Here is a 22,197-nt window from a genome sequence, read left to right as displayed (position 1 = left end):
GTGAGCTTCGTGCTCGCATAGGAGATGCTCCCCATTAGTTGGTGACTGTTTTTTAGTAGTCCAACTTATGGGGAGCAGTTCAATACCAGCGGGGCTTGTTTTGTGCGCCCTGTGGGGCTCGAACCCACGACCCACGGATTAAAAGTCCGATGCTCTACCAACTGAGCTAAAGGCGCATCCACTGAGTAAACTCAGCGCCTTCCACTATACACCCCGTGACGCAAAGCTCCAAAAACCCGGCCGCGGCAAGCGTCCGCCCCATTACCGTGCTCTAATAGCTGTGTGAACGCACTCCTGCACAGCCCCCTCACCCACTACGCCGCAGCCCTGCTGCTCTTCGTTGGCCTCACCACAGCCCTGCTTGCCACCCAGAAGATCCAGCTCCGCTGGCAGCCCTATATCTCGATTCTGCGGGCCTGCCTACAGCTTGCCATCATTGCCCTCCTGCTACAGGGCATCCTGGCCGCCCCCTGGGCGCTAGTGATCTTCGTCGCCCTCATGCTCACCACCGCCACCATCACCTCCGGCAAGCACAGCAAACAGCTCCACCGGGGCCTGGCAGCAACCGCGCTATCCATCACTCTAGGTGCCCTCCTTGCTGTCCTGCTGATTTTCGCCCTTGGCTTGGTGCCCTACTCCACCCAAAACCTGGTAGCGGTTGCTGGCATCATCATTGGCGGAACCATGACCATCACAACCCTCACAGCACGCAACTTCACCACCCTCACAGCTGCCCGTCAGGGGGAGATTGAGGCCTGGTTAGCCCTGGGGGCCACCTCCCCTGCTCGCCGCCCAGCTCCAAATCGCCGTCCTGGCAGGCCAAACCCTGGCAGGAACCATTGCGGCCTTGCTCCTGACCAGCATTATCACCCGCACCCGAGTTTTACCTCTCAGCGCATAGCCTTTCGCTGAGTACCTCAGCAGTTCTACACTGGTAGGCATGCCTTCTGACGCCCGCTTCCACCGCCCCGTCCGCCTCTCCACCGAAAAGTTTGAACGCTACCAGGGGGCTGGCAGCCCAGAAGACCTCGCAACTGCCGCCCAGGCGTCCGCCCGCGCCCTACTAGCCCGCGGACGCGCCAACGAAGACCCCTCCGTCACCAAGCGCCTGGTGCACTACACCGACGAATTCGGTATAGAAGCTGTCGCCGAACTCTGGTCGCGGGCTGCCCCCGTGACCATCGCCGGTGCCCTCTGGCGCATCTACGCCCTGCGCGGCGTCATTCGCGCTAATTCTCAGCTCATGAGCCACTACTACGAGCGCGGCATGCACTCCAGCTACCTCGCTCAGGCCCTGGCCGGGGTGCCCTCGCCGCCTACTGCTGACGAAATCTGCGCCACCGTCGATGCAATTCTGGCAGGCGCCTACACCGGCGACTTCGACGTTGCCCTCAACCGCTTTGCGGCTTTCTGCCGCGTGCTGGCTTTGGGGCAGGACGATGTCGCCCTGGAGCTAAGGCACGGCCAGCGGGTCTCACCCAGGGGCGGGCACCCCGATGAGGTGACCGAGCTACACCGCCCCTCAGCCGAGGTGCGCGACGAGGCCGCTGCGCGGGCCGTCCGCCTGCGAACCGCTGCCCGTAGGCTCACCGGAACCGCGCGCGAGCTCGAAGAAGCCGCCCTCAACTGGCGGGCTGGAACTCTCGACTAAAGGCCGCGGCAGCACCTCTCCGACAGGTAAAACAGCCTGGAGCACCGCCCGGGGTTGACACCGCTGACGAACAGGAGAATGATGGATACCAAGATGTCAGGCTGCTAATAGGTAGCCCCGGGCTCCAAATCTTTAGCCGCTTCGAGCGGCCTTCCGCCGAGAGGCGCTCCCAGCCTGACATCGCTAAACTTCATACCGCAGTTGCCGGGCTCCGCCTCCCTTTCCACGAGGCAGGCAGCCCGGCTTTTGCGTCCGCCCGCATTACAGGCGAGCGCCACCCCGTTAACCTTGGCGCGGTACCATAAGCTCAGCACCTGCCCACCCGCCCACACCCAGGAGAGCTGGCCCATGCTCCAACGCATGTTCCCCCAAGAAAACACCTCGCTGACCGCCCTCGCCGCGCTCTCAGAACAGGTCACCGGAGCAGCTGCCCTGCTCTCAGAAATGGTGGGCTCCCCCGAAGACCGCTACCCGGAACTTCTGGAACGCACCCTCACCCACGAGGCCGCAACCCTCGACATGCTGCACACCACCATGACCGCTGTGCGCAGCTCCTTCTCAACCCCTATTCCCCGCGAAGATATCTATACCCTGGCTGTTTCACTCAACAACGTCGTTGAAAAGCTCACCTCAGCAGCTAACATTCTGCATCTCTACCACATCGTGCGTTTCTCCCCCAAGGCCGCGACCCTGCTCGACCTCATCCAGCGCCAGGCAGTGCTCACCACCGAAATCATCCCCAAACTCAGCACCCTGCGCGACCTCGATGACTACTGGATCACCATGCTCCGCATCACCAAACAGGCCGTGCGCATCGCCGAAGAATACGATGCAGACATCCAGGACCGCTACAAGCAGACCCGCTACCTGCAGACCACCCGCTTCGTGCACAAGCTCATTGAGGCGTCCGAAGCCATGCGCACCGTCGCCACTGAAATCGGCCGCATCATCGTGCAGGAATCCTAGTGACCCTCACCCTCTTTGCCCTCAGCTGCCTGGCCCTAATCGCCTTCACCTTCGTCACAGGCTTTCACGACGCCCCCAACGCCACCGCCATACCCGTCAAAACCAGGGCACTCACCCCTAAAATAGCCCTGCGCACCAGCGCCCTCTTCAACGCTATCGGCATGGCCATCACGGGTATCATGCTGGGCTCCGTCACCACCCACTGGCTGACTGTGCCCCACAACAACACCGGTCTGGGGCTCATTCTTACAGCCCTCATCTCAGCTATTATCTGGGGCATTATTACCTGGTGGTTCCGCATTCCGTCGTCCTCCACCCACGCCCTCATCGGGGGTCTTGCCGGTGCCGCCTGGGCAGCCCGCGCCACCGATCTCGGCACCTCCACCCCCTTCTCTGAACCCCTCACCACCTTCCTTTTCGTACCCCTTATCCTGGCCCCCATCGTCCTCTTCATCCTCGCCTGGGCAGCGGTTTTCCCCTTCTACGGCCTGCTCCAACGCTCCTACCCCTCCACCGTCAACCGCTTCTCCCGCAGCGTCCTCTCCCTCGCCAACTCTCTGATCTCCCTCATTCACGGAATCCAAACCGGACAGCGCGCAGTCGTTATCTACGCTGTTCTCCTACTCTCCGCCGGGCTCGAAGTACACCCCACCACCTACATCATCTCCGCCCTCTTCCTTGCCATGGTGCTGGGTTTCGGCACCGCCCGGGGCAGCTCCCGCATCGGCTACACCTTCGCGCACCAGATGGTCAAGGTTGACCCCTTCCGCGGGGCCGTTGCCCAAAGCTCAACCGCACTGGCCATGGTGCTCCTGCAGTTCTTCCTCAACACCCCGGTCTCGTCCTCCCACCTAGCGGCCTCCGCCGTCCTCGGCTCAGGGGTCAACCAGCGCTTTGCCGCCGTGCGCCACAAAATTGTGCTCCGCATAATCCTGACCTGGCTTATCACCATGCCAGCCTGCTTCGTCCTCTCTGCAATCCTCTTCCTAGCGCTCTCCCCCCTGCTGTAGCGCTCCCACCGCAAACAATGCGAGACTAGACTGTATATAAGAAACCACTCGCACCACCTCAAAGCTGCCCACCAGGCACGGGCACATCGGAGCGCTCCCCCGTAGCGCACCCACGCTTTGTGAAAGGAAACCGCTAATCATGCCTCGCATTCTTGTGCTCGCAGACCTAGGGCAGTCTGTGTACCACGTTGGCGACGAAGCTATGGGCATCGCAACCGCCGCTGAGCTCACCCGCCGCGGCTACGAAGTCTATATCGCTACCCGCTCTGTTGAGCACTCCCAGGCCTACATCGGCACCGCTACCGGCTATATCAAGACTCTCGATTTCCCGGTTCCCCCTGCCGAACGCGAAATTTTCTTGGGCCAAGTCAGACAGCATCTGGGAGGCCACCCCGCCGCTGAAAATATCACCACCTTTGTACGCCAGGTAGCCGACATGGACGGCATCGTGATTGCCGGTGGGGGCAATATGAACTCAGCAACCGGGCACCTGCTCTACGAACGCGCCGCCTACGCTCTGGTAGCCCAGGCCCACGAGATTCCCCTGGTTATCTCTGGCCAGTCGGTAGGGCCGGTGCTCACCGATGCCGACGCCGAGACCCTGCGTGATATGCTCTCGTCAGCCCAGCTCGTGGGCATGCGGGAACGCTTCTCCCAGGCCTGGGCGCGTAACGCGGCTATCGACTCCCACCTGATTGTGGACGACGCCACTTTCTACCAGCATCAGAAGCGCTCCCTACCGGGCCGTCCGGTCGTTGATCTACCCGAACACTACATTTGCGCTACTTTCTCAGGTCTTGCCCCGGGGCAGGCCCGGGTTATTGGGCAGCTGCTTGACGATATGCACCGCGAATACGGCCTGCGCACCGTCTTCCTGCCCCACATGGGCGAGCCCCTGACCGACCAGGGCGATGTGGCGGTGCACGCCGAGATTGCCTCGCACATGTTCTCCAATCCCGTGCAGCTACCCATGGTGCACGCGGACGACGCCGTGCAGGTTCACCGCGGCGCCTTCATCGCGGTCTCTACCCGCTACCACCCCGGCGTCTTCTCCCTCTCAGCGGGTGTTCCCTTTGTGGCCCTGTTGCCCGATGCCTTCACCGATATGCGGGTGCGCGGCATGATGGAACAGTACGGGGCTGAAAACTACGCTATTCCCCTGGCTCTGCTCAACTCTGATGCCCCGGCTGAAGCCCTGCACGAGGTCATTCAGCTGCGCAATGAACTCTCTGAAACCCTGCTGGCGCGAGCCGAACAGCTCCGCGGTTTCTCCGCCAGCTGGTGGGACGCCGCCTCCCACGTCCTCCTGCACGGAGCAGAGCAGGCTGCCCCGGCCGTCCGCGAGCTGGGCAACACCCCCACCATCTTTACCGGCGAGTGGAACATAACCAATCTGCTAGTGCGCGACGATATTGCCGAGATTTCACTGGCGGCTGCCCGTGCCAGTGCAGAGACCGACCGGGCCCTCTCCTGGGACTACCAGCGTCTACTCCAGCGCGACCGGGCCCAGGCTCGTGCCGATGAGCTAGAGCGTCGTAACGCCGAGCTGGCTGACTCCCTCATTGAGGCCGAAGAAAACGCCACCCTGCGCGGCTGGATGCGCCGCAAGATGCGCGGCGAGTAGCCAAGCACCGGCAGATACGCAGCACCCCGGTATAAGCCGGAGTGCCACACTAAAAAGCCGCCCGACCCCGTCCTTTCCAGCAGCGAAAGGAGTTACGGGGCCGGGCGGCACACACATTCCCATGGTGTTCCCTCCCCCGCACAGCTACGGGGTGAGGGAAGTTTTGTAGGCCCGCTTAGAGCGGGCGCTAGCGGGGCGCTAGGCTTAGCCGAAGCGGCCTGAGACGTAGTCTTCGGTAGCCTTCTGGCTGGGGTTGTTGAAGATTTCCTGGGTGGGGGCGTACTCGATGAGCTTGCCGGGCTTGCCGGTACCCGCAATGTTGAAGAAGGCGGTCTTGTCTGAGACGCGGGCTGCCTGCTGCATATTGTGGGTCACGATGACGACGGTGAAGTTTTCCTTGAGCTCGTTGATAAGGTCTTCAACGGCCAGGGTTGAGATGGGGTCAAGAGCGGAGCAGGGCTCGTCCATGAGGATCACATCGGGCTTGACCGCGATGGAGCGGGCGATGCACAGGCGCTGCTGCTGGCCGCCGGATAGGCCTGAGCCGGGCTTATCGAGACGGTCCTTGACCTCGTTCCAGAGGTTGGCGCCGCGCAGGGAGGACTCGACCAGCTCGTCTGCATCGGTCTTGGAGATCTTGCGGTTGTTGAGCTTGACGCCCGCCAGCACGTTTTCGCGGATGGACATGGTGGGGAAGGGGTTGGGGCGCTGGAAGACCATACCGATCTGGGAGCGGACGACCACGGGGTCAACACCCTTGCCGTAGAGGTTTTCGCCGTCGAGCAACACCTTACCTTCAACGCGGGCACCGGGGATAACCTCGTGCATGCGGTTGAGGGTGCGTAGGAAGGTTGACTTGCCGCAGCCTGAGGGGCCGATGAAGGCGGTGACAGTGCGGGGTTCGATTTCCATGGAGATGTCTTCTACCGCGAGGAAGTCGCCGTAGTACACGTTCAGGTTTTCAACGTCGATACGCTTTGACATGGAGTTTTCCTTTTTCTAAAAGTCTTGTGGGGGCCGGTGGGTGCGCTAGGCTGGTGCGCTGCTGGGTTTATCGGCCGGTCTTGGGGGCGAAGATCTTGGCGATGGCTCGGGCGATGAGGTTGAGTACCATCACGATGATGATTAGGATCAGTGCGGCAGCCCAGGCACGGGTCTCTGAGACCGAGGCGGCGGTGGGGCTGGTGGGCGTCATGATCTGGTAGTAGATGTAGGTGGGCAGGGTTGCCATCCAGCCGCTGAAAGCGCTCCAGTTGATGGAGGTGACGAAGCCTGCGGTCACCAGGATGGGGGCGGTTTCGCCGATGACGCGGGCGATGGCCAGGGTCACGCCCGATGCGATACCCGAGATAGCGGTGGGGATAACGACCTTCATGATGGTACGCCACTTACGGACGCCCAGGGCGTAGGACGCCTCGCGCAGTTCGTTGGGCACGATACGCAGCATTTCTTCGGCGTTACGCACCACGGTGGGGATCATGAGGACGGACAGGGCGACCGCAGCCACCAGGCCCATACGGTTCATGGGGTTACCTGATACCAGGGCGAAGAAGGAGGCCGCGAAGAGGCCCGCCACGATGGAGGGGATGCCGGTCATGACGTCCACGAAGAAGGTGATGGCTTTGGAGAGCCACTTGCCCTGGCCGTATTCCACCAGGTAGATAGCGGTGAGCAGGCCGATGGGGACCGAGATGACGGTGGCCAGCAGGGTAATTTCGAGGGTACCGATGATGGCGTGATAGATACCGCCAAACACAGGGCCTTCGCCGGCAGCAGCGGCGTTATCGTGTACGCCGGTGACACCCTTCATAGAGGTGCTCAGGAAGTTACCTGACAGGCCGGGGATACCCTTGGCGAGTACGGTGTAGAGCACCGAGACCAGGGGGATGAGGGCCACCAGGAAGGTGCCGTAGACCAGGTAGCGGGCGAAGGCGTCCTGGCCCTTGCGCTTGCCCTCGAAGGAGGTGACGGCCAGGGGGCCGGCAATCACGAAGATGATGCCTGCAAAGAGGGCGAAGGTTGCGATGGAGAAGCCGGTAAGGGCACTGGCGGCGGCGCCCAGAATCAGGGAGCCTGCGCCGACGGCCAGGGGCAGCCACTTGGGGGCCTGGCGGCTGGCGAAGCGGGATGAGGTGGTAGCTACAGACATTAGTTAGCTCCTGAGAAGTCCTTGTAGCGGGCCACGATCATGCGGGCCAGGATGTTGACGATGAGGGTGATGACGAAGAGCACCAGACCTGCGGCGATAAGCTCTGACATGCGCAGGCCGTAGGCCTCGGGGAAGTTGAGGGCGATCTCTGAGGCGAAGGTCTGGTTCCCGGACTTGATGATGGAGGCGGTCAGCGGGCCGGACGCCAGTACCAGGGTCACTGCCATGGTTTCACCGAGGGCACGCCCCAGGGCCAGCATGACGGAGGAGATGATGCCGGTGCGGGCGAAGGGGAAGACGGTCATGCGAATCATCTCCCAGCGAGTGGCACCCAGACCCAGGGCTGCTTCTTCCTGCAGAGTGGGAGTCTGGATGAAGATTTCGCGGCACATAGAGGTGATGATGGGCAGAATCATGATGCCCAGGACGATGCCCGCGGTCAGGATGGTCTTACCGGTCTGTGAGGCGGGGCCTTCGAAGATAGGGATGAAGCCCAGGTAGGTGGCCAGCCAGTCGTAGAAGGGCACGATTTTGGGGGCCAGTACCGAAGCGCCCCAGGCACCGAAGATAACGGAGGGGATAGCGGCCAGCAGGTCGATGACGTAGCCGATGCCCTTAGCCAGCTTGCGGGGGGCGTAGTGGGAGATGAACAGAGCCACGCCGATGCCGATAGGGGTTGCCAGGAGCAGGGCAATGGTCGAGGCGATGAGGGTGCCGATAGTCAGCGGGATGATGTACTGGATGAAGCTGCCGCTGGTGAGGTCTGCTGGGTCTGCGGTGAAAACCGGCAGGGCCTGGGCGACCAGGAAGATAGCGACAGCTGCCAGGACGATAAGAATAAGGACGCCGGCGCCGAGGGAGATACCCGAGAAGATTTTATCTGCCGCCGGGTTTCCTACATCGGGAAGGTCCTTGGTTTTCGCGCGGGCGCTGCTGGTGCCCGACTGCGGTGCTGCTGTGGTTGACATGGGAATGTGAAACCTTTGTCGTTTTGACGCGGTTCAAGGTGCGGCCGGGTGGGAGACCTGGCCGCACCTTGATGAACGCGGTGTTACTGGGTAACGGTGATGGATTCGATAGCCTTCTGGGCGTCAGCGGTCAGTGCACTGGTCAGGGGGGCTGAGTGGGCTGCGTCAGCGGCGTCCTTCTGGCCCTGCTCGGAGACTACGTAGTTCTCGTAGGCCTTGACCAGGGTGACGTCGTCTTCTGAGGAGTAGCCGGAGCAGACGATGTGGTAGGAGACCAGAACAACGGGGTAGGCGGTGGAGTCATCGGGGGTGCGGTTGATGTTGATCGCCATATCGTTCTCGTTCATGCCGCCGACGCGCTCTGAGAGTTCAACGGTCTTGGCAGCGGCTTCTGCTGACAGTTCAACGTAGGAGTCGCCAACCTTGACGTTGACCTTGCCCAGGTCGCCGATGGCTGAGGCGTCCGCGTAGGTGATAGCACCCTCGGTGGATGAGGTGGTGGAGACAACACCGGAGGTACCCTTATTGGATTCACCGGCATACTGGGAAGGCCAGTTGCCGTCTGCTTCTACGTCCCAGGCGCCGTTAGAGGCGGCAGCCAGATATTCGGTGAAGTTCTGGGTGGTGCCGGAGTCATCCGAGCGGTGGACGACGGTGATCTTGGTATCGGGCAGGGTAACGCCTTCGTTCTGTGAGGCGATAGCGGCATCGTTCCAGGTGGTGATTTCGCCCTTGAAGATCTTGGCGATGGTTTCGCCGTCCAGGTTCAGTGATGAGACGCCGGGCAGGTTGAAGGCTACGGCTACGGGGGAGATGTAGACGGGGATGTTGATGGCGCCGCCGTCGCCGCATACCTCCTTGGACTGTTCCCATTCCTCAGCCTTGAGAGCGCGGTCTGAGCCGGCAAACTTAGCGCCACCAGCGAGCAGGGCCTCGCGGCCTGCACCGGAGCCGTCCGGTGAGTACTGTACGGTGCCGCCCAGGTTAGCGAAACCGGTTTCCCAAGCGGTGATTGCTGCCTGCTGGGATGAGGCGCCGACGCCGGTCAGGGGGGTGGAGGGCAGGGAAGCTGCGCTGGAACCTGCGTCTGAGGAGGTGGCAGTGCCGGTTGCGTTGTCTGAACCGCAAGCGGTGAATGCGAGTGCGCCTACAGCTGCAAGTGAGCCCCAACGAGCAAGTGACTTAGCCTTCACAGGTGATTTCCTTTGAGTTTGTGTGCCCTACCCTGTCTCGTGTGAGACGGTGAGTAGGAAGGGAACGGTGTCTAACGCATCTGACTTTAGGAGCGTTAGGTAGCAGGTGGGCTAGCAGTGGGTGAACGGTGGGTGAACAGGGGGCGCACAGTTAGGGTTAAGGACGCCGGCGGTCGAGTTGAGGCCGCGGGTTTAGAATAGTGGGTATGGGTTTTGGTCAGCAGGTTAAAAGTTTAAAGAAGCGAGCTCGGGATCATAGTCGCCTGGGCTGGCAGCGTATGAAGGACGGCTTTTTCCAGTCTCTTCAGATTGTGGTCTCGGGTATCGGGGCCTATCTTTTTGCGGAGAAGGTGCTGGGGCATACCGAACCGATTTTTGCGGCAACCGCTGCCATTGTTTCTCTGGGTTATATCACCGGCGCTACCCACGCCCGCCGCATCCTTGAGGTGTCGTTTGGTGTGACCCTGGGTATCTTGATGGGTGACATGATGATGCTGGCCCTGGGTCGGGGCATCTGGCAGGCAGGGCTTGTGATGTTCCTGTCTATTATGCTGGCCCGTTTTTTGGATAACGGTATTATTTTCACGATTCAGATGGGTCTGCAGTCCTGCCTGGTGGTCTTGCTCCCGCCGAATGTTGACGGGCCTTTTGCCCGAAGCCTAGACGGTATTGTCGGTGGCCTGTGCGCTTTCTTGCTCATGTTCCTCTTCCCTAAAGACCCGCGTCGCATCCCGCGTGAGAATGCCCGCACGATGATGGGGGCTTTTGCTGCGGTCTTCCGCGATGCCGGTGAGGCGATGGAGCACTACGACGGCAAGGAGGCCTGGCATGCCCTGGCGTCCGCCCGTCGTCTACAGCCTCTCTATAACACCTGTGAGAAGGACATTATTACTTCAAAGGGCATGGCCCAGCTGGCCTGGACTGGCCGGTCTCATATGAAGGAGCTCGACCGCTATTCCCAGGCCCTGAGCAAGATTGACTACGCTATCCGCAACACCCGGGTGCTTAACCGCCGACTCGCTTCAACCATCAATAACGTGCATATTTCGCAAGAGGCTATCACCTCTATCGCTGAGGCGCTCAAGAGTATTGGTGACGCGGTGGAGGCGCTGGGTGAGGGTATGTCTGCCCCCGATGCGGACGTCCGTACCGAGCGGAAGATGAAGGCCCGCCGTGATCTCTCACATCTGGCTGGTCGCCTGGAGCCGCACATGATGGGTGTGCGCACCATGGAGGCTGAGGCCCTGGTGCTGATGCTCCGCCCTCTGGTGGTCGACCTTTTGGAGGCTTCGGGCCTGACCCACCAGCAGGCGGTCGATATGCTGGTGCCCCTGGGTGATTCCATGACGGAGCACGCCCCCACCACTACGATGCTCCCGGTGCAGGCTGATGCGGACGCCGGTGGTCAGCAGGGTTCCCAACGGCAGCGGGTGGAGCAGAAGCACCGGGACGATACCCGTCAGCTCACCACGGTTCTTCGCGCAAAAGACCGCGCCCCCATTCGGGAGATTCGCGAAGCCTCGGTACGCGACCCCCGCAGTATGCCTGCCGTACCGCCTGCGGGAACCGGGGCGGACGCGTCCGCCCAGATGCTCGACAGCGCCGCTAGGGTTGAGAAGCAGCAGGCCCTGAACACAGCCCAGCTGACCGTAATCGAGCAGAACCTCACGAAGGAGAAGGGCGACTAGCCCTGGCCGGGGAAGAGCAGGGCCAGAGCCTCCCCCAGTGAGGCGACCTCGCGTACCGACACCCCGGCGGGTACATCACCCACACCGGCCGGTGAGGCAGGCACAATCACGTGGGTAAAGCCCAGCCTCCCGACCTCGGCGATACGCTGGCGGATGCCGGGAACAGCTCGTACCTCACCCGCGAGACCGACTTCGCCAAAGACCGCCAGCTTGCGGGGCAGGGGCTTATCTTGGGCGGCGGAGGCCAGGGCGATGACGCAGGCCAGGTCGGCCGACGGCTCAGAAATCTTAGCCCCGCCTACCGTTGAGATATAGCAGTCTAGCTTGCCCACGTTGAACCCGGCCCGCTTCTGGAGCACAGCCAGCAGCATAGAGATACGGGAGCTGTCGAGGCCGCTGGTGGTTCTTCTAGGCTGCGGGGTGGCGCTGGTGTCGAGCAGGGCCTGAACCTCGGCGAGTAGGGGGCGGCGGCCCTCCATGGTGACGGTGACGCAGGTGCCCGAGACCGGGTGCGGGGTGCGGGAGACAAAGAGACCCGAGGGGTCGGTGACGGGGGCGATGCCGTCCTCGTGCATATCGAAACAGCCCACTTCGTCAGTGGGGCCAAAGCGGTTCTTGATAGCCCGCAGCATACGAATAGGGGTGTGCTTATCGCCCTCGAACTGGCAGACCACATCGACCAGGTGCTCCAGCAGGCGGGGGCCAGCGATAGTGCCCTCCTTGGTCACATGGCCCACCAGCAGGGTGCACATATTGCGGCGTTTAGCGGCAGCAATCAGCGAGGCAGCAACCTCTCGCACCTGGGTGACGCCACCGGCGCTCCCCTCGACCTCCGATGAGGCCAGGGTCTGTACCGAGTCCACAATCAGTAGGTCGGGGTTGACCTGTTCGATATGGGCCAGGGCGGTGCCGAGATCGGTTTCGCTGGTCAGGTAGAGGGTATCGGCCAGAGCCCCGATGCGGTCGGCGCGGAGCTTGACCTGGGCGGCTGATTCTTCGCCGGTCACATACAGGACGTTGTGGGGCTTTCCCGTTGACTCACCGCGGGCAAAGGTAGCGGCTACATCGAGCAGCAGGGTGGACTTACCGACGCCGGGTTCACCGGCCATGAGAATCACTGCCCCGGGCACCAGGCCGCCGCCTAAGACACGGTCGAACTCCGGGTTGCAGGTGCTCATGTACTGGGCCACGGTAGAATCAACCCATCCAATGGGCTGGGCGGGGGTCTGCACGCTCGATGCCACGGTGGTTTTCGCGGCAACCGGCCCGACAGCTTCTTCTACGGTGCCCCAGGACTGGCACTCACCGCAACGCCCCACCCATTTAGCGGTGGTCCAGCCGCATTCGGTGCAGCGGTAGGCGTTAGCGGAGCGTGAGCGGGTTGTTTTACGGGTAGCCATATCAACAGCATAAGGCCGGTGGCTGACACTTTAAGCGCGGCCAGCTGCCGCCAGCAGCTAAAGCCTACATAAATCTCTCTAAGAGCGAGCTTTCGGCCATGCGGGAGAGGGATTCTCGAATGACGCGGGCACGCTGTTCACCGATACCCTCAACAGCCCGCAGGTCATCGAGGCTGGCGGCCATCAGCGACTGTAAGCCGTCAAAGCGGTCGACCAGGCGGTCAGCAACCGCCCCGGGCATGGACTTGATACCGGCCAGCAGGCGGTGGCCATGGGGGTGCAGGGGGGCGTCTAACTCTTCACCCAGCCCTGCGGTGCGGGCGATGGTCAGGGGGTCAACGATTTCCTTATCGTCAAGCTGAGCCAGGGCATCTACAGCGGCCTGAAGCTCTTCAGGGGTAGTCTCAGACGGCAGGTAGTCGCGCAGCACTACCCAGGTGGCGGGCAGGTCGTGGGTCGTCAGTTCTTCAAGCTGCAGAGCAACCAGGCGGCCCACGTTGCCCAGCTCCACCACGTAGTGGCCCGCCTCGACGGTAATTCTGCGAACCATCTCCATGCGCTGTAGGGTGCTGGCTACATCGCGCAGGGTTACGTTAGCTTCGATTTCGAGGGAGGACAGCTGGTGGAGCACCTGTTCAAGACGTTCGGTGTAGCTATCGAGGGTACGGATAGCCTGGTTGGCGCGGCTCATGAGCGACTGGGTGTCTTCGACCGTGTAGCGGATTCCCTCGGTATAGACCGAAATCAGGGACATAGATGCACTCACCGCGATGACGGGGAAGCCGGTTTGCTTTGCCACGCGTTCTGCGGTGCGGTGGCGGGTACCCGACTCATTGGTGTCGATGGACGGGTCGGGGAGCAGCTGCACTCCTGCAGCCAGCAGGGTGGAAGCGTCCTTGTCGCAAACAATCGCGCCGTCCATCTTGGCGAGCTCCCGCACGCGGGTGGCAGAGAATTCGGTGTTGATAGCAAACCCGCCCGATGACATCTGCGCTACGGTCTTATCGCTACCCAGCACGATCAGCGCACCGGTGCGGCCGCGCAAGATTCGTTCCAGGCCCTCGCGGAGTTCGGTACCGGGGGCAATTTGGGCGATTGTTTTCAGCAGGGATTCACTATAAACCGTTAGCACTCCACCAATTTTAGTGCACAGAGGGGCTAGAAACGGCACCGCCCCGGCACGCGCAGGGCGGGCCGGGGCGGTAGCGGTCTGTGGGGCTAGGGGTCTTAGCCGGTGACGATGATACGGACGGGCTGTGAGGTCACGCCGTTGACGGTTGCGGTTGCCCAGTAGTAGCCGGGCTGGATGGTTGCTGAGGTGTTGCAGCCCAGGACGTTGAGGGAGCGGTTCCAGGTCAGGGCGGTGGTGTTGGTGGCACCTGCGGCAACTTCGGCGTCTTCTACGGGGTTGGCGTAGCACTGGGCGTAGTTGTAGACCTGGGCGGGGCCGGAGGTGATGTTAACGTCTACGTTGTTGGCGCCTCCGGCCACGATGCAGGGGTTACCCGAGGTGTTGGTGTAGGTAACGGCCAGGGCAGGGTTCTGGCCCGCTGCGTAGCTGTTGCGGTCGGCGGTCAGGCTTACCTGCAGGTCGGCTGCGGTGCAGGCAGCCGCAACAACCTCGGTGGGTGAGGCGGACGCAGTGGGTTCAGCTGATTCGGTAGGTTCAGCGGACGCGGTTGCTGAGGCGCTCTCGCTGGTGGTGGCTGATTCACTTGCTTCGGCTGACGCTGATTCGCTGGCGCTTGCGGAGTCGCTGGGCTCAGCGCTTTCTGAGGGGGTCGCTGATTCGGTGGCGCGCTGACTAAAGTCGCTGAAGGCTTCAGCGCTGGTTGAGGTGCTTGCGGTGGCGGTTGCGTTGTCGGAGCTGTTACCGCGACCTGCTAACCAGCTGATGAGACCGATAATGAGGAGCAGAACTAGGACCAGAATAAGCAGGGCAACAATGCGGCGGCGGCGGTAGACCTCGGGTGAGACCTCTTCCACCTGTGAATCAACGTTTTCAGACATACATCTAGAGTACCTTTTTCTATGCCGCCTGCGGAACTTTTGCGCCGTATTAGCTCTCGTGAAGGCCGATGTTTTAGAGTGTTGGGGTGTCTTTTACTTTGCCGCTGAGCCAGCTGACTCCCCAGGAACTTGAGAACCTGCACACCGAGATTAATGGGTGGTATTTAGAGAACCGCCGTGATCTGCCCTGGCGCACCGGGAGCAATACTCCCTGGGAGGTGATGGTCAGCGAGTTTATGCTGCAGCAGACTCCGGTTAAGCGGGTCTTGCCGGTCTGGGAAACTTGGTTAGAGCGCTGGCCCTCCCCCGCTGATTTGGCGGCTGAAGATTCGGGCGAGGCTGTGCGAGCGTGGGGACGTCTGGGCTACCCCCGCCGGGCACTTCGCCTACACGCTGCGGCGCAGGCTATTGTTCAGCAGCACGGTGGCCAGGTTCCGGGTAGCTATGAGGAGCTTTTGGCCTTACCCGGCGTGGGCTCATATACCGCGGCAGCTATATCTGTTTTTGCGTTTGGTGCAAGGGCCACGGTGATTGATACCAATATCCGCCGGGTTCATGCCCGCCTTATCTCGGGCAAGGCGCTGCCGGCTAAGGCGCTTACGGCTGCCGAAACCCGCTTAGCCGACGAGCTGATGCCCGCTGACCTGGCGGCGTCCTGCCTGTGGAATGTCTCGGTCATGGAGCTGGGAGCGCTCGTCTGCACCGCTAAATCCCCGAGCTGCGAGCGCTGCCCGGTGGTGGATTCCTGTGCCTGGGTTGCGGCAGGACGCCCCGAGGCCGATTATGTACCTAAGGGCCAGGCCTGGGCCGGTACCGACCGCCAGTTGCGGGGTGCCATGATGAGCGTGCTGCGCGCTGCCCAGGAGCCGGTTCCGGTTGAGTTGCTGACCAGTGTGGGGCGGGCCGATATTGTCTTCCCCGAGGGCCTTGTTCCTGCTGTTACCAAGCTGCGGGCGCTCACTCCCCCGCCGGAGCAGGTTGAGCGCTGTTTCTCGGGGCTCCTAGCGGACGGCCTCGCCCGGCAGGTTGAGGGCGATAGGGTCAGCCTTTAACCGAAGCTCACGGTCGTTGCGCTGCCCCAGAAAATCGCTGCGAAGGGAATAACCACTCCGGCAATGAAGGAGAAGAAGAAGTAGCCTCGCTTGAAGACCCCGTGCTGGCGGGGGTAGCGCACCCCGTTAGCGTATGTGCCTGCGATGAGCAGAATAAGGGACAAGAGTTGGGCAGAGGGAACAAGGAGCACAAAAACCAGCACCGGGTACCAGGGCTGGGCGAAGAAGCCCGGTCGGTAGTTGAGGTAGACCTGACGGCCGGTGGTGTCGTAGTGAGTGTCTGTTCTCTTTAGCATGTCAGCCTCGCTTCTGCGGTACCTTCACTGTCAATGGAGAAGTTCACGCAACGGGTGTAGCCATAGCTGTTGAGGCTGGTACGGTTGAACTCCCGCACCACCGATACCCGGGCTGCAGGCCCCTTTTCTTCCCATATCTCAGGCTCCCTGTCACAGACCGAATTATCGCCAAGCAAGGAGAAGCTGGATGAGGTGTAGGTGAGGTTGCTTAGGTAGGTGATGGCAGAGCCGTCGGTGCACCATCCCAGCGAGAAAACCGTGGTGGTTAGGTCAGACCCCAGCAGGTTTTCTTCTGTCACCGGGGTACTCGCCTGCCAGCACTGATGGTCTGCATAGAGAGCGGCTTCTTTTTCGGTGATCTTATCTCGGGTTGATCCCGTCACCAGGTTGCTGACGCTCCAGGAGCTCACCGATACAGGTAGGGCACCGTCATTATTCTGCATGTGGTCCCAGTTCTTCATTTGCTGGCTAGAGACAAGCCAACTCAGCGCAAGGGGCAGAATAACCAGCACCGCAGTACATACCCGCCCTAGCACGATGGTGTGATGCCTCGTTTTCATGGTTCTTCTCGCTTTCTCGCTGGGGCTAGGGGCGCCCGTCCGTCACGCTCACCCCGGTTGCCAGGGTAAGCACCAGATGCACCACGGGCAGGAGGGCCACAAGCACCACCGAAAGATAGAAGTAGACCGGGTAAAAGACCTCATAGACCCTGGGGTAGCGCACCCCGTGGGCGTAAACGCCAGCTGCGAGCACCAACCACAGAGCCGGGGGCTGGTTCACCAGCAAAAGCAGAATCAGAGCTAGAGGATAAACCCAGGTCGCAAAGAGGCCGGGGACTGTCTGCAAAAAGACCGGGCGACCATTCTCTGCCAAAACCGTACCGGGTACCTGCTCTAGGTCTAGTTGGGGACGCATGAGAGCTCTCCTTCCGCAGTACCCTCAGCATCAAGGGTAAAGGCCACGCACCGTTCGAAACCGTAGCTCGGCAGCCCGCTACTGTTATTCACCATGCGGCTAATAACCGTGCGGTATGACTCGAGGGAATCCAGCTCATAGGCCAGTGAGTAATCGGGGTTAGCAGGCGGCTCTGAGCGCATGTTGGGGCCCGCGTAGTCAACCGTGGTGGCGTCCTGCTGGTAGACGATGCCACCGTCCTTCGCGCACCAGATAACGGAAAATGTATGGGCCAAAAGTTCCTTGTCCAGAATGTTGGTTTCAGCCACGCGGGTGAAGGCCTGCCAGCACTGGGCATCGGAATAGCCGGGTACTGCTGCCTTGCGGGTGACCGTAATGTGTTCAATAGGCTCACTGCTCGGTGAGCGCCCTAAAGTTGAAGTTCCCGCCAGGAAAAACGAGGCAACAACGGCGAGCAAGAGGCTCAAGCCGAGTGCGGCGCCGGCAACGATGCCGGGTCGCTTTTTCTGACGGTATGTTCCCTGTAAATCCTGACGATTCATGGTTCACACCTTTCAGAAGTTGTGAACTAGATTACCTTAAAAGCCGGGCATATTCCAGACCTGCAGAAGGAAAACCTCCAGCCCAGCCCCCTAGATTTCCAGAATCATCCGGGTATTCCCCAGCGTATTGGGCTTCACCCGGGCAAGGTCAAGAAACTCAGCCACACCCTCATCGTGCGACCGCAGCAGCTCCATAAAAGTCTCAGGGTCAATCTGATCCTGGTTCTCCATCACCCTAAACCCCTGGCGCTTGAAGAAATCCACCTCAAAGGTCAGGCAAAAAACACTGGCAACGCCCAGCCGCCGGGCCCGCTCCACCAGAGCGGCCACCAGGGCGTGCCCCACTCCCCGACCGCGCGCAGCAGGAGCTGCCGCCAGCGTCCTAATTTCAGCGATATTCTGCCACATCACGTGCAGGGCCCCGCAGCCGAGAACCTGCCCGGCGGCGTCCTCAACGATGAGGAACTCCTGGATAGCCTCGTAGTAGGCCACGGCCTCTTTATCAAGCAGAATCCCCTCAAGTGCCAGGGGGCGCACCAGGGCTTGGATAGCGGGCACATCGTGCACGGTGGCGGGGCGGACGGTCACATCTGTCATTCCTCAAGGCTACTGCCCTGCCCACCCGGGAGCCAAAGCCCCGTGAGACGCGAAGCCGCTTAAACAATAAATCAGCCCCCGACCGCCAACCGGCGCGGGAGCTGATTTACATCATTACACACACATACACACAAGAGTCTTCTTGTCCTAAAGTTGCCCCACACACCGGGGCTTTATAGCTTCAGGGGCTCTGTCGAACCGTATGACTTAAGTATGGCAAGCCAGCCTTGAGCGCAAGCCTTAAAGAGCTGGGCGCAAGCTGAAAGGTTGGTCAAGCTTTGGTTACATTTTTGACCGCCCATAACAAAAGCATCACAGAACCAGCCATCGCACCACAAAACTACCCGGTGCAGCACAAAGCCGCCGGCGGCGGCCTTGGTATCAGGACGCCGCAGGCGGCTTGCACTTGCAGAGGCGACTTAGCGCTCGTCGGCCTCGCGGGCCTCTTCAGCCTCGAAACGCTGCTCGGCAGTCTCGTTAGCTACCTCAGCTTCGGGGATTGCGGGGAGTTCCTTCTCGTCCTCGCCAAAGGCCTTGTCGAAGGCCTCGGCGTCCAGCTCACCCAGGGGAGCTGACGAGAAGGTGAACTTGGCCAGGTCGCCCTCGCCCTCAACGTCCACGGTGATCTTCTCGCCGGACTTGATCTCGCCGAAGAGGATCTTCTCAGAGAGCGGGTCTTCCAGGTTGCGCTGCATCTCGCGGCGCAGCGGGCGGGCACCCATAGAGGGGTCGTAGCCCTTAGCTGCCATGAGAGCCTTAGCCTTATCGGTCAGCTCAATTGACATATCCTGCTCAGCCAGGCGCTTGGCCAGGCGGGCAACGAAGAGGTCAACAATCTGCAGAATCTCAGACTCGGAGAGCTGGGGGAAGACGATGATGTCGTCCACGCGGTTGAGGAACTCGGGGCGGAAGTGCTCCTTGAGGGATTCCATCACGCGGCCCTGCATACGCTCGTAGGAGCCCTGGTCGTCACCGACCTGCTGGAAGCCCACGGGTACGCGGCGAGCCATTTCGCGGGAGCCCAGGTTGGTGGTCATGATGATGACGGTGTTCTTGAAGTCCACCACGCGGCCCTGGGAGTCGGTCAGGCGGCCGTCTTCCAGAATCTGCAGCAGGGAGTTGAAGAGGTCAGCGTGAGCCTTTTCGACCTCGTCAAAGAGCACAACGGAGAAGGGCTTGCGGCGGACCTTCTCGGTCAGCTGGCCACCCTCCTCGTAGCCAACGTAGCCGGGAGGGGCACCGAAGAGGCGGGACACAGTGTGCTTCTCCTGGTACTCCGACATGTCCAGGGTGATGAGGGCGTCCTCGTCACCAAAGAGGAACTCAGCCAGGGCCTTAGCCAGCTCGGTCTTACCGACGCCGGTGGGGCCGGCGAAGATGAAGGAGCCGCCGGGACGCTTGGGGTCCTTAAGACCCGCACGGGTACGGCGGATTGAACGGGAGAGAGCCTTGATAGCGTTCTCCTGGCCAATGACGCGCTTGTGCAGTTCCTCTTCCATCTTGAGCAGACGGCCGGACTCTTCCTCGGTGATCTTGTAGACCGGAACACCGGTGGAGAAGGCAAGGACGTCGGCGATAACCTCGGGGGTCACCTCGCCGAAGGCGTCGCCAGCGTTGCGCCACTGCTGCTCAGCCTCTTCCTTCTCAGCAGCCAGCTTCTGCTCCTTGTCGCGCAGGTCAGCTGCTTTCTCGAACTCGTTAGCCGCGATAGCCTCTTCCTTCTCGCCCTTAAGCTTGGCGATGCGCTCTTCAAGTACCTTGATTTCCGGCGGGGCAGTCATGCGCTTAATGCGCAGGCGAGCACCGGCCTCGTCAATCAGGTCAACGGCCTTATCGGGCAGGAAGCGGTCAGAGATGTAGCGGTGGGCCAGGTTAACAGCGGTTTCCAGAGCTTCATCCGAGATGGTGACGCGGTGATGAGCTTCGTACTTATCGCGCAGACCCTTGAGAATCTCAACGGCCAGCTCGGGGCTGGGTTCGTCCACCTGGATAGGCTGGAAGCGGCGTTCCAGGGCAGGGTCCTTCTCGATGTGCTTGCGGTACTCGTCGAGGGTAGTTGCACCGATGGTCTGCAGCTCGCCGCGGGCCAGCATGGGCTTAAGAATAGAAGCTGCATCGATTGCACCTTCGGCAGCACCTGCACCAACCAGGGTGTGAATTTCGTCGATGAAGAGGATGATGTCACCGCGATTGCGGATTTCCTTCAGAACCTTCTTCATACGCTCTTCAAAGTCACCGCGGTAGCGGGAACCGGCCACCATGGAACCCAGGTCCAGGGTGTAGAGGTGCTTATCCTTGAGGGTCTCAGGGACGTCCCCGTGGACGATAGCCTGGGCCAGCCCCTCAGCCACAGCGGTCTTACCCACGCCGGGCTCACCAATCAGCACGGGGTTGTTCTTGGTACGGCGAGAGAGCACCTGCATAACGCGCTCCATCTCCTTGTGACGGCCAATCACGGGGTCAAGCTTGCCCTCGCGCGCCGCAGCCGTGAGGTTGCGTCCGAACTGGTCAAGAATGGCAGAACCAGCCGGGGTGCCCTCGCGGGAGTTACCCGCGCCGACACCGGCGGTCTCCTTGCCACCCTCGCCATTGTTGTTGCCGGGGTAGCCAGAAATCAGATCCATGACGGTCTGACGGACCTTGGCGGGCTCAGCACCCAGCTTGGTCAGAATCTGGTTGCCAACACCCTCATTTGCGCGGACCATGCCCAGCAGAATGTGCTCGGTGCCAATGTAGCCGTGGTTCAGCTGAATGGCCTCGCGCATGGACAGCTCAAGGACCTTCTTAGCGCGGGGGGTAAAAGGGATATGGCCGCTGGAGGCCTGGGGACCAGAACCGATGATGTCCTGCACCTGGTCGCGCACAGCGGTGAGGTTAATACCGAGCGATTCCAGCGCACGGGCGGCAATGCCTTCACCCTCATGAATCAGACCGAGCAGAATGTGTTCGGTGCCGATGTAGTTGTGGTTCAGCATGCGTGCTTCTTCTTGGGCAAGCACAATGACGCGGCGGGCGCGGTCGGTAAACCGTTCAAACATTGAACACTCCTTGGAAACTTACTATTACCCAAAAGATTACGCGCGTTTTTCAGCTTGCGGGGCCCTGTTCGCCACGGAATGAATGGTGTTCGCAGGGAGGGAAAGCTCCCGCGCCTTATGCCGACAAGAGAGCTGGTATTCAGTCAGCTGCGCGACTCCAAGGTCGCCCACCTTTTTGTGTAGATGCCCCTCTATATTTACTCGATCAGATGCGCCTGGAGTTTATCCAGCATTTTCCATGCCTGTGCTTTATAGGCCGCTTATAAATAATGAGGCGGAACCCGCTGACCGGGTTCCGCCTCAGAGAGACAAGAAGAAGATTATTTACTTGCTTTCTTTGCCCATAGCTGCGTAGTAGGCATCCTGAATATGCTGCTGAATACGACCGCGGTTGGAAACCTCGTGGCCATTTTCCTGGGCCCACTTACGGATTTCAGCGATTTCAGGGTTGCGCTTAGCAGTGGTGCGTGAACCTGCGGGGCGGCCGGGGGTGCGCTGGGCACCCTGCACGCGGCGGGCCTTAGCAGCAAAAGGACGGATGGCGTCGCGCAGGCGGGCAGCGTTAGCGCTAGAAAGATCGATTTCGAACTGGCCGCCGTCGAGACCGAAACGTACGGTTTCTTCTGCGGGGCCGCCGTCGAGATCGTCTTCAAGAATAATCTTGACCTTCTGAGCCATTATTTTCTCCTTGGATGAGGCTGTTTAGGGAATATGAACTCAACCGCGTTTTTGGGCAGGGAGACGTATAGGGAATATCCGCCTTCTACCCTTTTCTGTGGGGTACGCAATCGAGTTAGTCACCCTTGATGACTAAAATAAATAGTACATATTCTTTTCTCAAAAAGGAAATAAAGTCACGCTTTAGAGAACAAAAAGAGTTTTATTTAGTTTCTGATGTTCCAAAAGGGTCCCGGGTTCCGTCCGCGCTTTTTACAGATCGGTACCAGGCTTCGGCGTCCTTTTCGATATTCTGCCGGGCGGCACGCTCAGTGCGGTCAGCGCGGTTCATCCAGCGCAAAATAAAATAAAGCACCAGGCCCGCACCAATTGAGGGAACCAAGCCAATCAGGAATTCCATCTCTTCCTTACCTTTCGTGG

The 22,197-nt window shown here is 60.8% G+C and carries 22 protein-coding genes and 1 tRNA gene; 7 read left to right on the top strand and 16 right to left on the bottom strand.

What is annotated here, in order from left to right:
- Window positions 1–103: 103 nt before the first annotated feature.
- A tRNA-Lys gene (locus ACFP6B_RS03765) sits at window positions 104–176 on the bottom strand.
- Between the two features lie 106 nt (window positions 177–282).
- Between ACFP6B_RS03765 and ACFP6B_RS03760 the strand changes: the two genes are divergently transcribed.
- From ACFP6B_RS03760 to ACFP6B_RS03740, 5 genes are all read left to right on the top strand, one after another.
- Entirely contained in the window at window positions 283–912 is a 630-nt protein-coding gene (locus ACFP6B_RS03760; protein ID WP_377126991.1) for an ABC transporter permease, read from the top strand.
- A gap of 28 nt (window positions 913–940) precedes the next feature.
- Window positions 941–1,651 carry a hypothetical protein gene (locus ACFP6B_RS03755; protein ID WP_377126988.1) on the top strand — a complete coding sequence of 237 codons (711 nt, stop codon included), beginning with the start codon at window positions 941–943 and terminating at the stop codon, window positions 1,649–1,651.
- Between the two features lie 348 nt (window positions 1,652–1,999).
- Window positions 2,000–2,617, top strand: a complete 618-nt coding sequence (locus ACFP6B_RS03750) for a DUF47 domain-containing protein (RefSeq protein WP_377126985.1) — start codon at window positions 2,000–2,002, stop codon at window positions 2,615–2,617.
- A complete protein-coding gene (locus tag ACFP6B_RS03745) occupies window positions 2,617–3,627 on the top strand; it encodes an inorganic phosphate transporter (RefSeq protein WP_377126982.1) in 1,011 nt (336 codons plus the stop codon). Before ACFP6B_RS03750 ends, ACFP6B_RS03745 begins: the two co-directional genes overlap by 1 nt.
- 139 nt (window positions 3,628–3,766) lie before the next feature.
- Window positions 3,767–5,251 carry a polysaccharide pyruvyl transferase family protein gene (locus ACFP6B_RS03740; RefSeq protein ID WP_377126979.1) on the top strand — a complete coding sequence of 495 codons (1,485 nt, stop codon included), beginning with the start codon at window positions 3,767–3,769 and terminating at the stop codon, window positions 5,249–5,251.
- A gap of 204 nt (window positions 5,252–5,455) precedes the next feature.
- Here ACFP6B_RS03740 and pstB read toward each other — a convergent pair whose 3' ends face one another.
- The 4 genes from pstB to ACFP6B_RS03720 all read right to left on the bottom strand — a co-directional run bounded on the left by pstB (window position 5,456) and on the right by ACFP6B_RS03720 (window position 9,561).
- Complete coding sequence (gene pstB / locus ACFP6B_RS03735; protein ID WP_135011575.1) at window positions 5,456–6,235, bottom strand: phosphate ABC transporter ATP-binding protein PstB; 780 nt, start codon at window positions 6,233–6,235, stop codon at window positions 5,456–5,458.
- A 67-nt stretch (window positions 6,236–6,302) separates the two neighbouring features.
- The gene (gene pstA / locus ACFP6B_RS03730) at window positions 6,303–7,400 is read right to left on the bottom strand and encodes a phosphate ABC transporter permease PstA (protein ID WP_237210248.1); all 1,098 of its coding nucleotides are present in this window, start codon (window positions 7,398–7,400) and stop codon (window positions 6,303–6,305) included.
- Complete coding sequence (gene pstC, locus ACFP6B_RS03725; protein ID WP_237196385.1) at window positions 7,400–8,368, bottom strand: phosphate ABC transporter permease subunit PstC; 969 nt, start codon at window positions 8,366–8,368, stop codon at window positions 7,400–7,402. Before pstC ends, pstA begins: the two co-directional genes overlap by 1 nt.
- An 83-nt stretch (window positions 8,369–8,451) precedes the next feature.
- The gene (locus tag ACFP6B_RS03720; protein WP_237196383.1) at window positions 8,452–9,561 is read right to left on the bottom strand and encodes a phosphate ABC transporter substrate-binding protein PstS; all 1,110 of its coding nucleotides are present in this window, start codon (window positions 9,559–9,561) and stop codon (window positions 8,452–8,454) included.
- 278 nt (window positions 9,562–9,839) lie between these two features.
- Between ACFP6B_RS03720 and ACFP6B_RS03715 the strand changes: the two genes are divergently transcribed.
- Window positions 9,840–11,249, top strand: coding sequence for an FUSC family protein (locus ACFP6B_RS03715; RefSeq protein WP_377126973.1), 1,410 nt, complete (start codon window positions 9,840–9,842; stop codon window positions 11,247–11,249).
- Here ACFP6B_RS03715 and radA read toward each other — a convergent pair.
- From radA to ACFP6B_RS03700, 3 genes are all read right to left on the bottom strand, one after another.
- Window positions 11,246–12,649, bottom strand: a complete 1,404-nt coding sequence (gene radA, locus ACFP6B_RS03710) for a DNA repair protein RadA (protein WP_377126970.1) — start codon at window positions 12,647–12,649, stop codon at window positions 11,246–11,248. The genes ACFP6B_RS03715 and radA overlap by 4 nt on opposite strands.
- Before the next feature lie 64 nt (window positions 12,650–12,713).
- Window positions 12,714–13,781, bottom strand: coding sequence for a DNA integrity scanning diadenylate cyclase DisA (gene disA, locus ACFP6B_RS03705; protein ID WP_237199735.1), 1,068 nt, complete (start codon window positions 13,779–13,781; stop codon window positions 12,714–12,716).
- 95 nt (window positions 13,782–13,876) lie between these two features.
- Entirely contained in the window at window positions 13,877–14,659 is a 783-nt protein-coding gene (locus ACFP6B_RS03700) for a hypothetical protein (RefSeq protein ID WP_377126965.1), read from the bottom strand.
- An 86-nt stretch (window positions 14,660–14,745) separates the two neighbouring features.
- On the opposite strand from ACFP6B_RS03700, the gene ACFP6B_RS03695 reads away from it, so the two are divergent.
- Window positions 14,746–15,711, top strand: coding sequence for an HhH-GPD family protein (locus ACFP6B_RS03695; RefSeq protein ID WP_377126962.1), 966 nt, complete (start codon window positions 14,746–14,748; stop codon window positions 15,709–15,711).
- On the opposite strand, the gene ACFP6B_RS03690 is transcribed toward ACFP6B_RS03695, so the two are convergent.
- The 8 genes from ACFP6B_RS03690 to ACFP6B_RS03655 form a co-directional block, all read right to left on the bottom strand.
- Complete coding sequence (locus ACFP6B_RS03690; protein WP_283490221.1) at window positions 15,708–16,007, bottom strand: hypothetical protein; 300 nt, start codon at window positions 16,005–16,007, stop codon at window positions 15,708–15,710. The genes ACFP6B_RS03695 and ACFP6B_RS03690 overlap by 4 nt on opposite strands.
- Window positions 16,001–16,567 (bottom strand): hypothetical protein, encoded by a 567-nt coding sequence (locus tag ACFP6B_RS03685; protein WP_377126959.1) that lies wholly within the window; start codon window positions 16,565–16,567, stop codon window positions 16,001–16,003. Before ACFP6B_RS03685 ends, ACFP6B_RS03690 begins: the two co-directional genes overlap by 7 nt.
- Before the next feature lie 25 nt (window positions 16,568–16,592).
- Window positions 16,593–16,922, bottom strand: coding sequence for a hypothetical protein (locus tag ACFP6B_RS03680; protein ID WP_377126956.1), 330 nt, complete (start codon window positions 16,920–16,922; stop codon window positions 16,593–16,595).
- Window positions 16,907–17,464, bottom strand: a complete 558-nt coding sequence (locus ACFP6B_RS03675) for a hypothetical protein (RefSeq protein ID WP_377126953.1) — start codon at window positions 17,462–17,464, stop codon at window positions 16,907–16,909. The genes ACFP6B_RS03680 and ACFP6B_RS03675 overlap by 16 nt, the downstream gene beginning before the upstream one ends.
- Before the next feature lie 90 nt (window positions 17,465–17,554).
- Entirely contained in the window at window positions 17,555–18,061 is a 507-nt protein-coding gene (locus ACFP6B_RS03670; protein WP_377126950.1) for an amino-acid N-acetyltransferase, read from the bottom strand.
- 419 nt (window positions 18,062–18,480) lie between these two features.
- The gene (locus ACFP6B_RS03665; RefSeq protein ID WP_237185229.1) at window positions 18,481–21,099 is read right to left on the bottom strand and encodes an ATP-dependent Clp protease ATP-binding subunit; all 2,619 of its coding nucleotides are present in this window, start codon (window positions 21,097–21,099) and stop codon (window positions 18,481–18,483) included.
- A 324-nt stretch (window positions 21,100–21,423) separates the two neighbouring features.
- Window positions 21,424–21,777: a histone-like nucleoid-structuring protein Lsr2 gene (locus ACFP6B_RS03660; RefSeq protein ID WP_377126947.1), complete on the bottom strand. Its 354-nt coding sequence runs from the start codon at window positions 21,775–21,777 to the stop codon at window positions 21,424–21,426.
- A gap of 202 nt (window positions 21,778–21,979) precedes the next feature.
- Complete coding sequence (locus ACFP6B_RS03655; protein WP_377126944.1) at window positions 21,980–22,177, bottom strand: hypothetical protein; 198 nt, start codon at window positions 22,175–22,177, stop codon at window positions 21,980–21,982.
- Between the last annotated feature and the right edge of the window lie 20 nt (window positions 22,178–22,197).

The organism is Rothia nasimurium (genome assembly GCF_042660305.1).
In the GTDB taxonomy this organism is placed as follows: Bacteria; Actinomycetota; Actinomycetes; order Actinomycetales; family Micrococcaceae; genus Rothia; species Rothia nasimurium.
This window is presented reverse-complemented; position numbering and strand designations above follow the sequence as displayed.

Excerpts from the sequence above, each read along its gene's own strand:
- ACFP6B_RS03755 (WP_377126988.1), top strand. The coding sequence starts at position 941 with ATGCCTTCTGACGCCCGCTTCCACCGCCCCGTCCGCCTCTCCACCGAA.
- ACFP6B_RS03750 (WP_377126985.1), top strand. The coding sequence starts at position 2,000 with ATGCTCCAACGCATGTTCCCCCAAGAAAACACCTCGCTGACCGCCCTC.
- ACFP6B_RS03740 (WP_377126979.1), top strand. The coding sequence starts at position 3,767 with ATGCCTCGCATTCTTGTGCTCGCAGACCTAGGGCAGTCTGTGTACCAC.
- pstB (WP_135011575.1), bottom strand. The coding sequence starts at position 6,235 with ATGTCAAAGCGTATCGACGTTGAAAACCTGAACGTGTACTACGGCGAC.
- pstA (WP_237210248.1), bottom strand. The coding sequence starts at position 7,400 with ATGTCTGTAGCTACCACCTCATCCCGCTTCGCCAGCCGCCAGGCCCCC.
- pstC (WP_237196385.1), bottom strand. The coding sequence starts at position 8,368 with ATGTCAACCACAGCAGCACCGCAGTCGGGCACCAGCAGCGCCCGCGCG.
- ACFP6B_RS03715 (WP_377126973.1), top strand. The coding sequence starts at position 9,840 with ATGAAGGACGGCTTTTTCCAGTCTCTTCAGATTGTGGTCTCGGGTATC.
- radA (WP_377126970.1), bottom strand. The coding sequence starts at position 12,649 with ATGGCTACCCGTAAAACAACCCGCTCACGCTCCGCTAACGCCTACCGC.
- ACFP6B_RS03700 (WP_377126965.1), bottom strand. The coding sequence starts at position 14,659 with ATGTCTGAAAACGTTGATTCACAGGTGGAAGAGGTCTCACCCGAGGTC.
- ACFP6B_RS03690 (WP_283490221.1), bottom strand. The coding sequence starts at position 16,007 with ATGCTAAAGAGAACAGACACTCACTACGACACCACCGGCCGTCAGGTC.
- ACFP6B_RS03685 (WP_377126959.1), bottom strand. The coding sequence starts at position 16,567 with ATGAAAACGAGGCATCACACCATCGTGCTAGGGCGGGTATGTACTGCG.
- ACFP6B_RS03680 (WP_377126956.1), bottom strand. The coding sequence starts at position 16,922 with ATGCGTCCCCAACTAGACCTAGAGCAGGTACCCGGTACGGTTTTGGCA.
- ACFP6B_RS03675 (WP_377126953.1), bottom strand. The coding sequence starts at position 17,464 with ATGAATCGTCAGGATTTACAGGGAACATACCGTCAGAAAAAGCGACCC.
- ACFP6B_RS03670 (WP_377126950.1), bottom strand. The coding sequence starts at position 18,061 with ATGACAGATGTGACCGTCCGCCCCGCCACCGTGCACGATGTGCCCGCT.
- ACFP6B_RS03665 (WP_237185229.1), bottom strand. The coding sequence starts at position 21,099 with ATGTTTGAACGGTTTACCGACCGCGCCCGCCGCGTCATTGTGCTTGCC.
- ACFP6B_RS03660 (WP_377126947.1), bottom strand. The coding sequence starts at position 21,777 with ATGGCTCAGAAGGTCAAGATTATTCTTGAAGACGATCTCGACGGCGGC.
- ACFP6B_RS03655 (WP_377126944.1), bottom strand. The coding sequence starts at position 22,177 with ATGGAATTCCTGATTGGCTTGGTTCCCTCAATTGGTGCGGGCCTGGTG.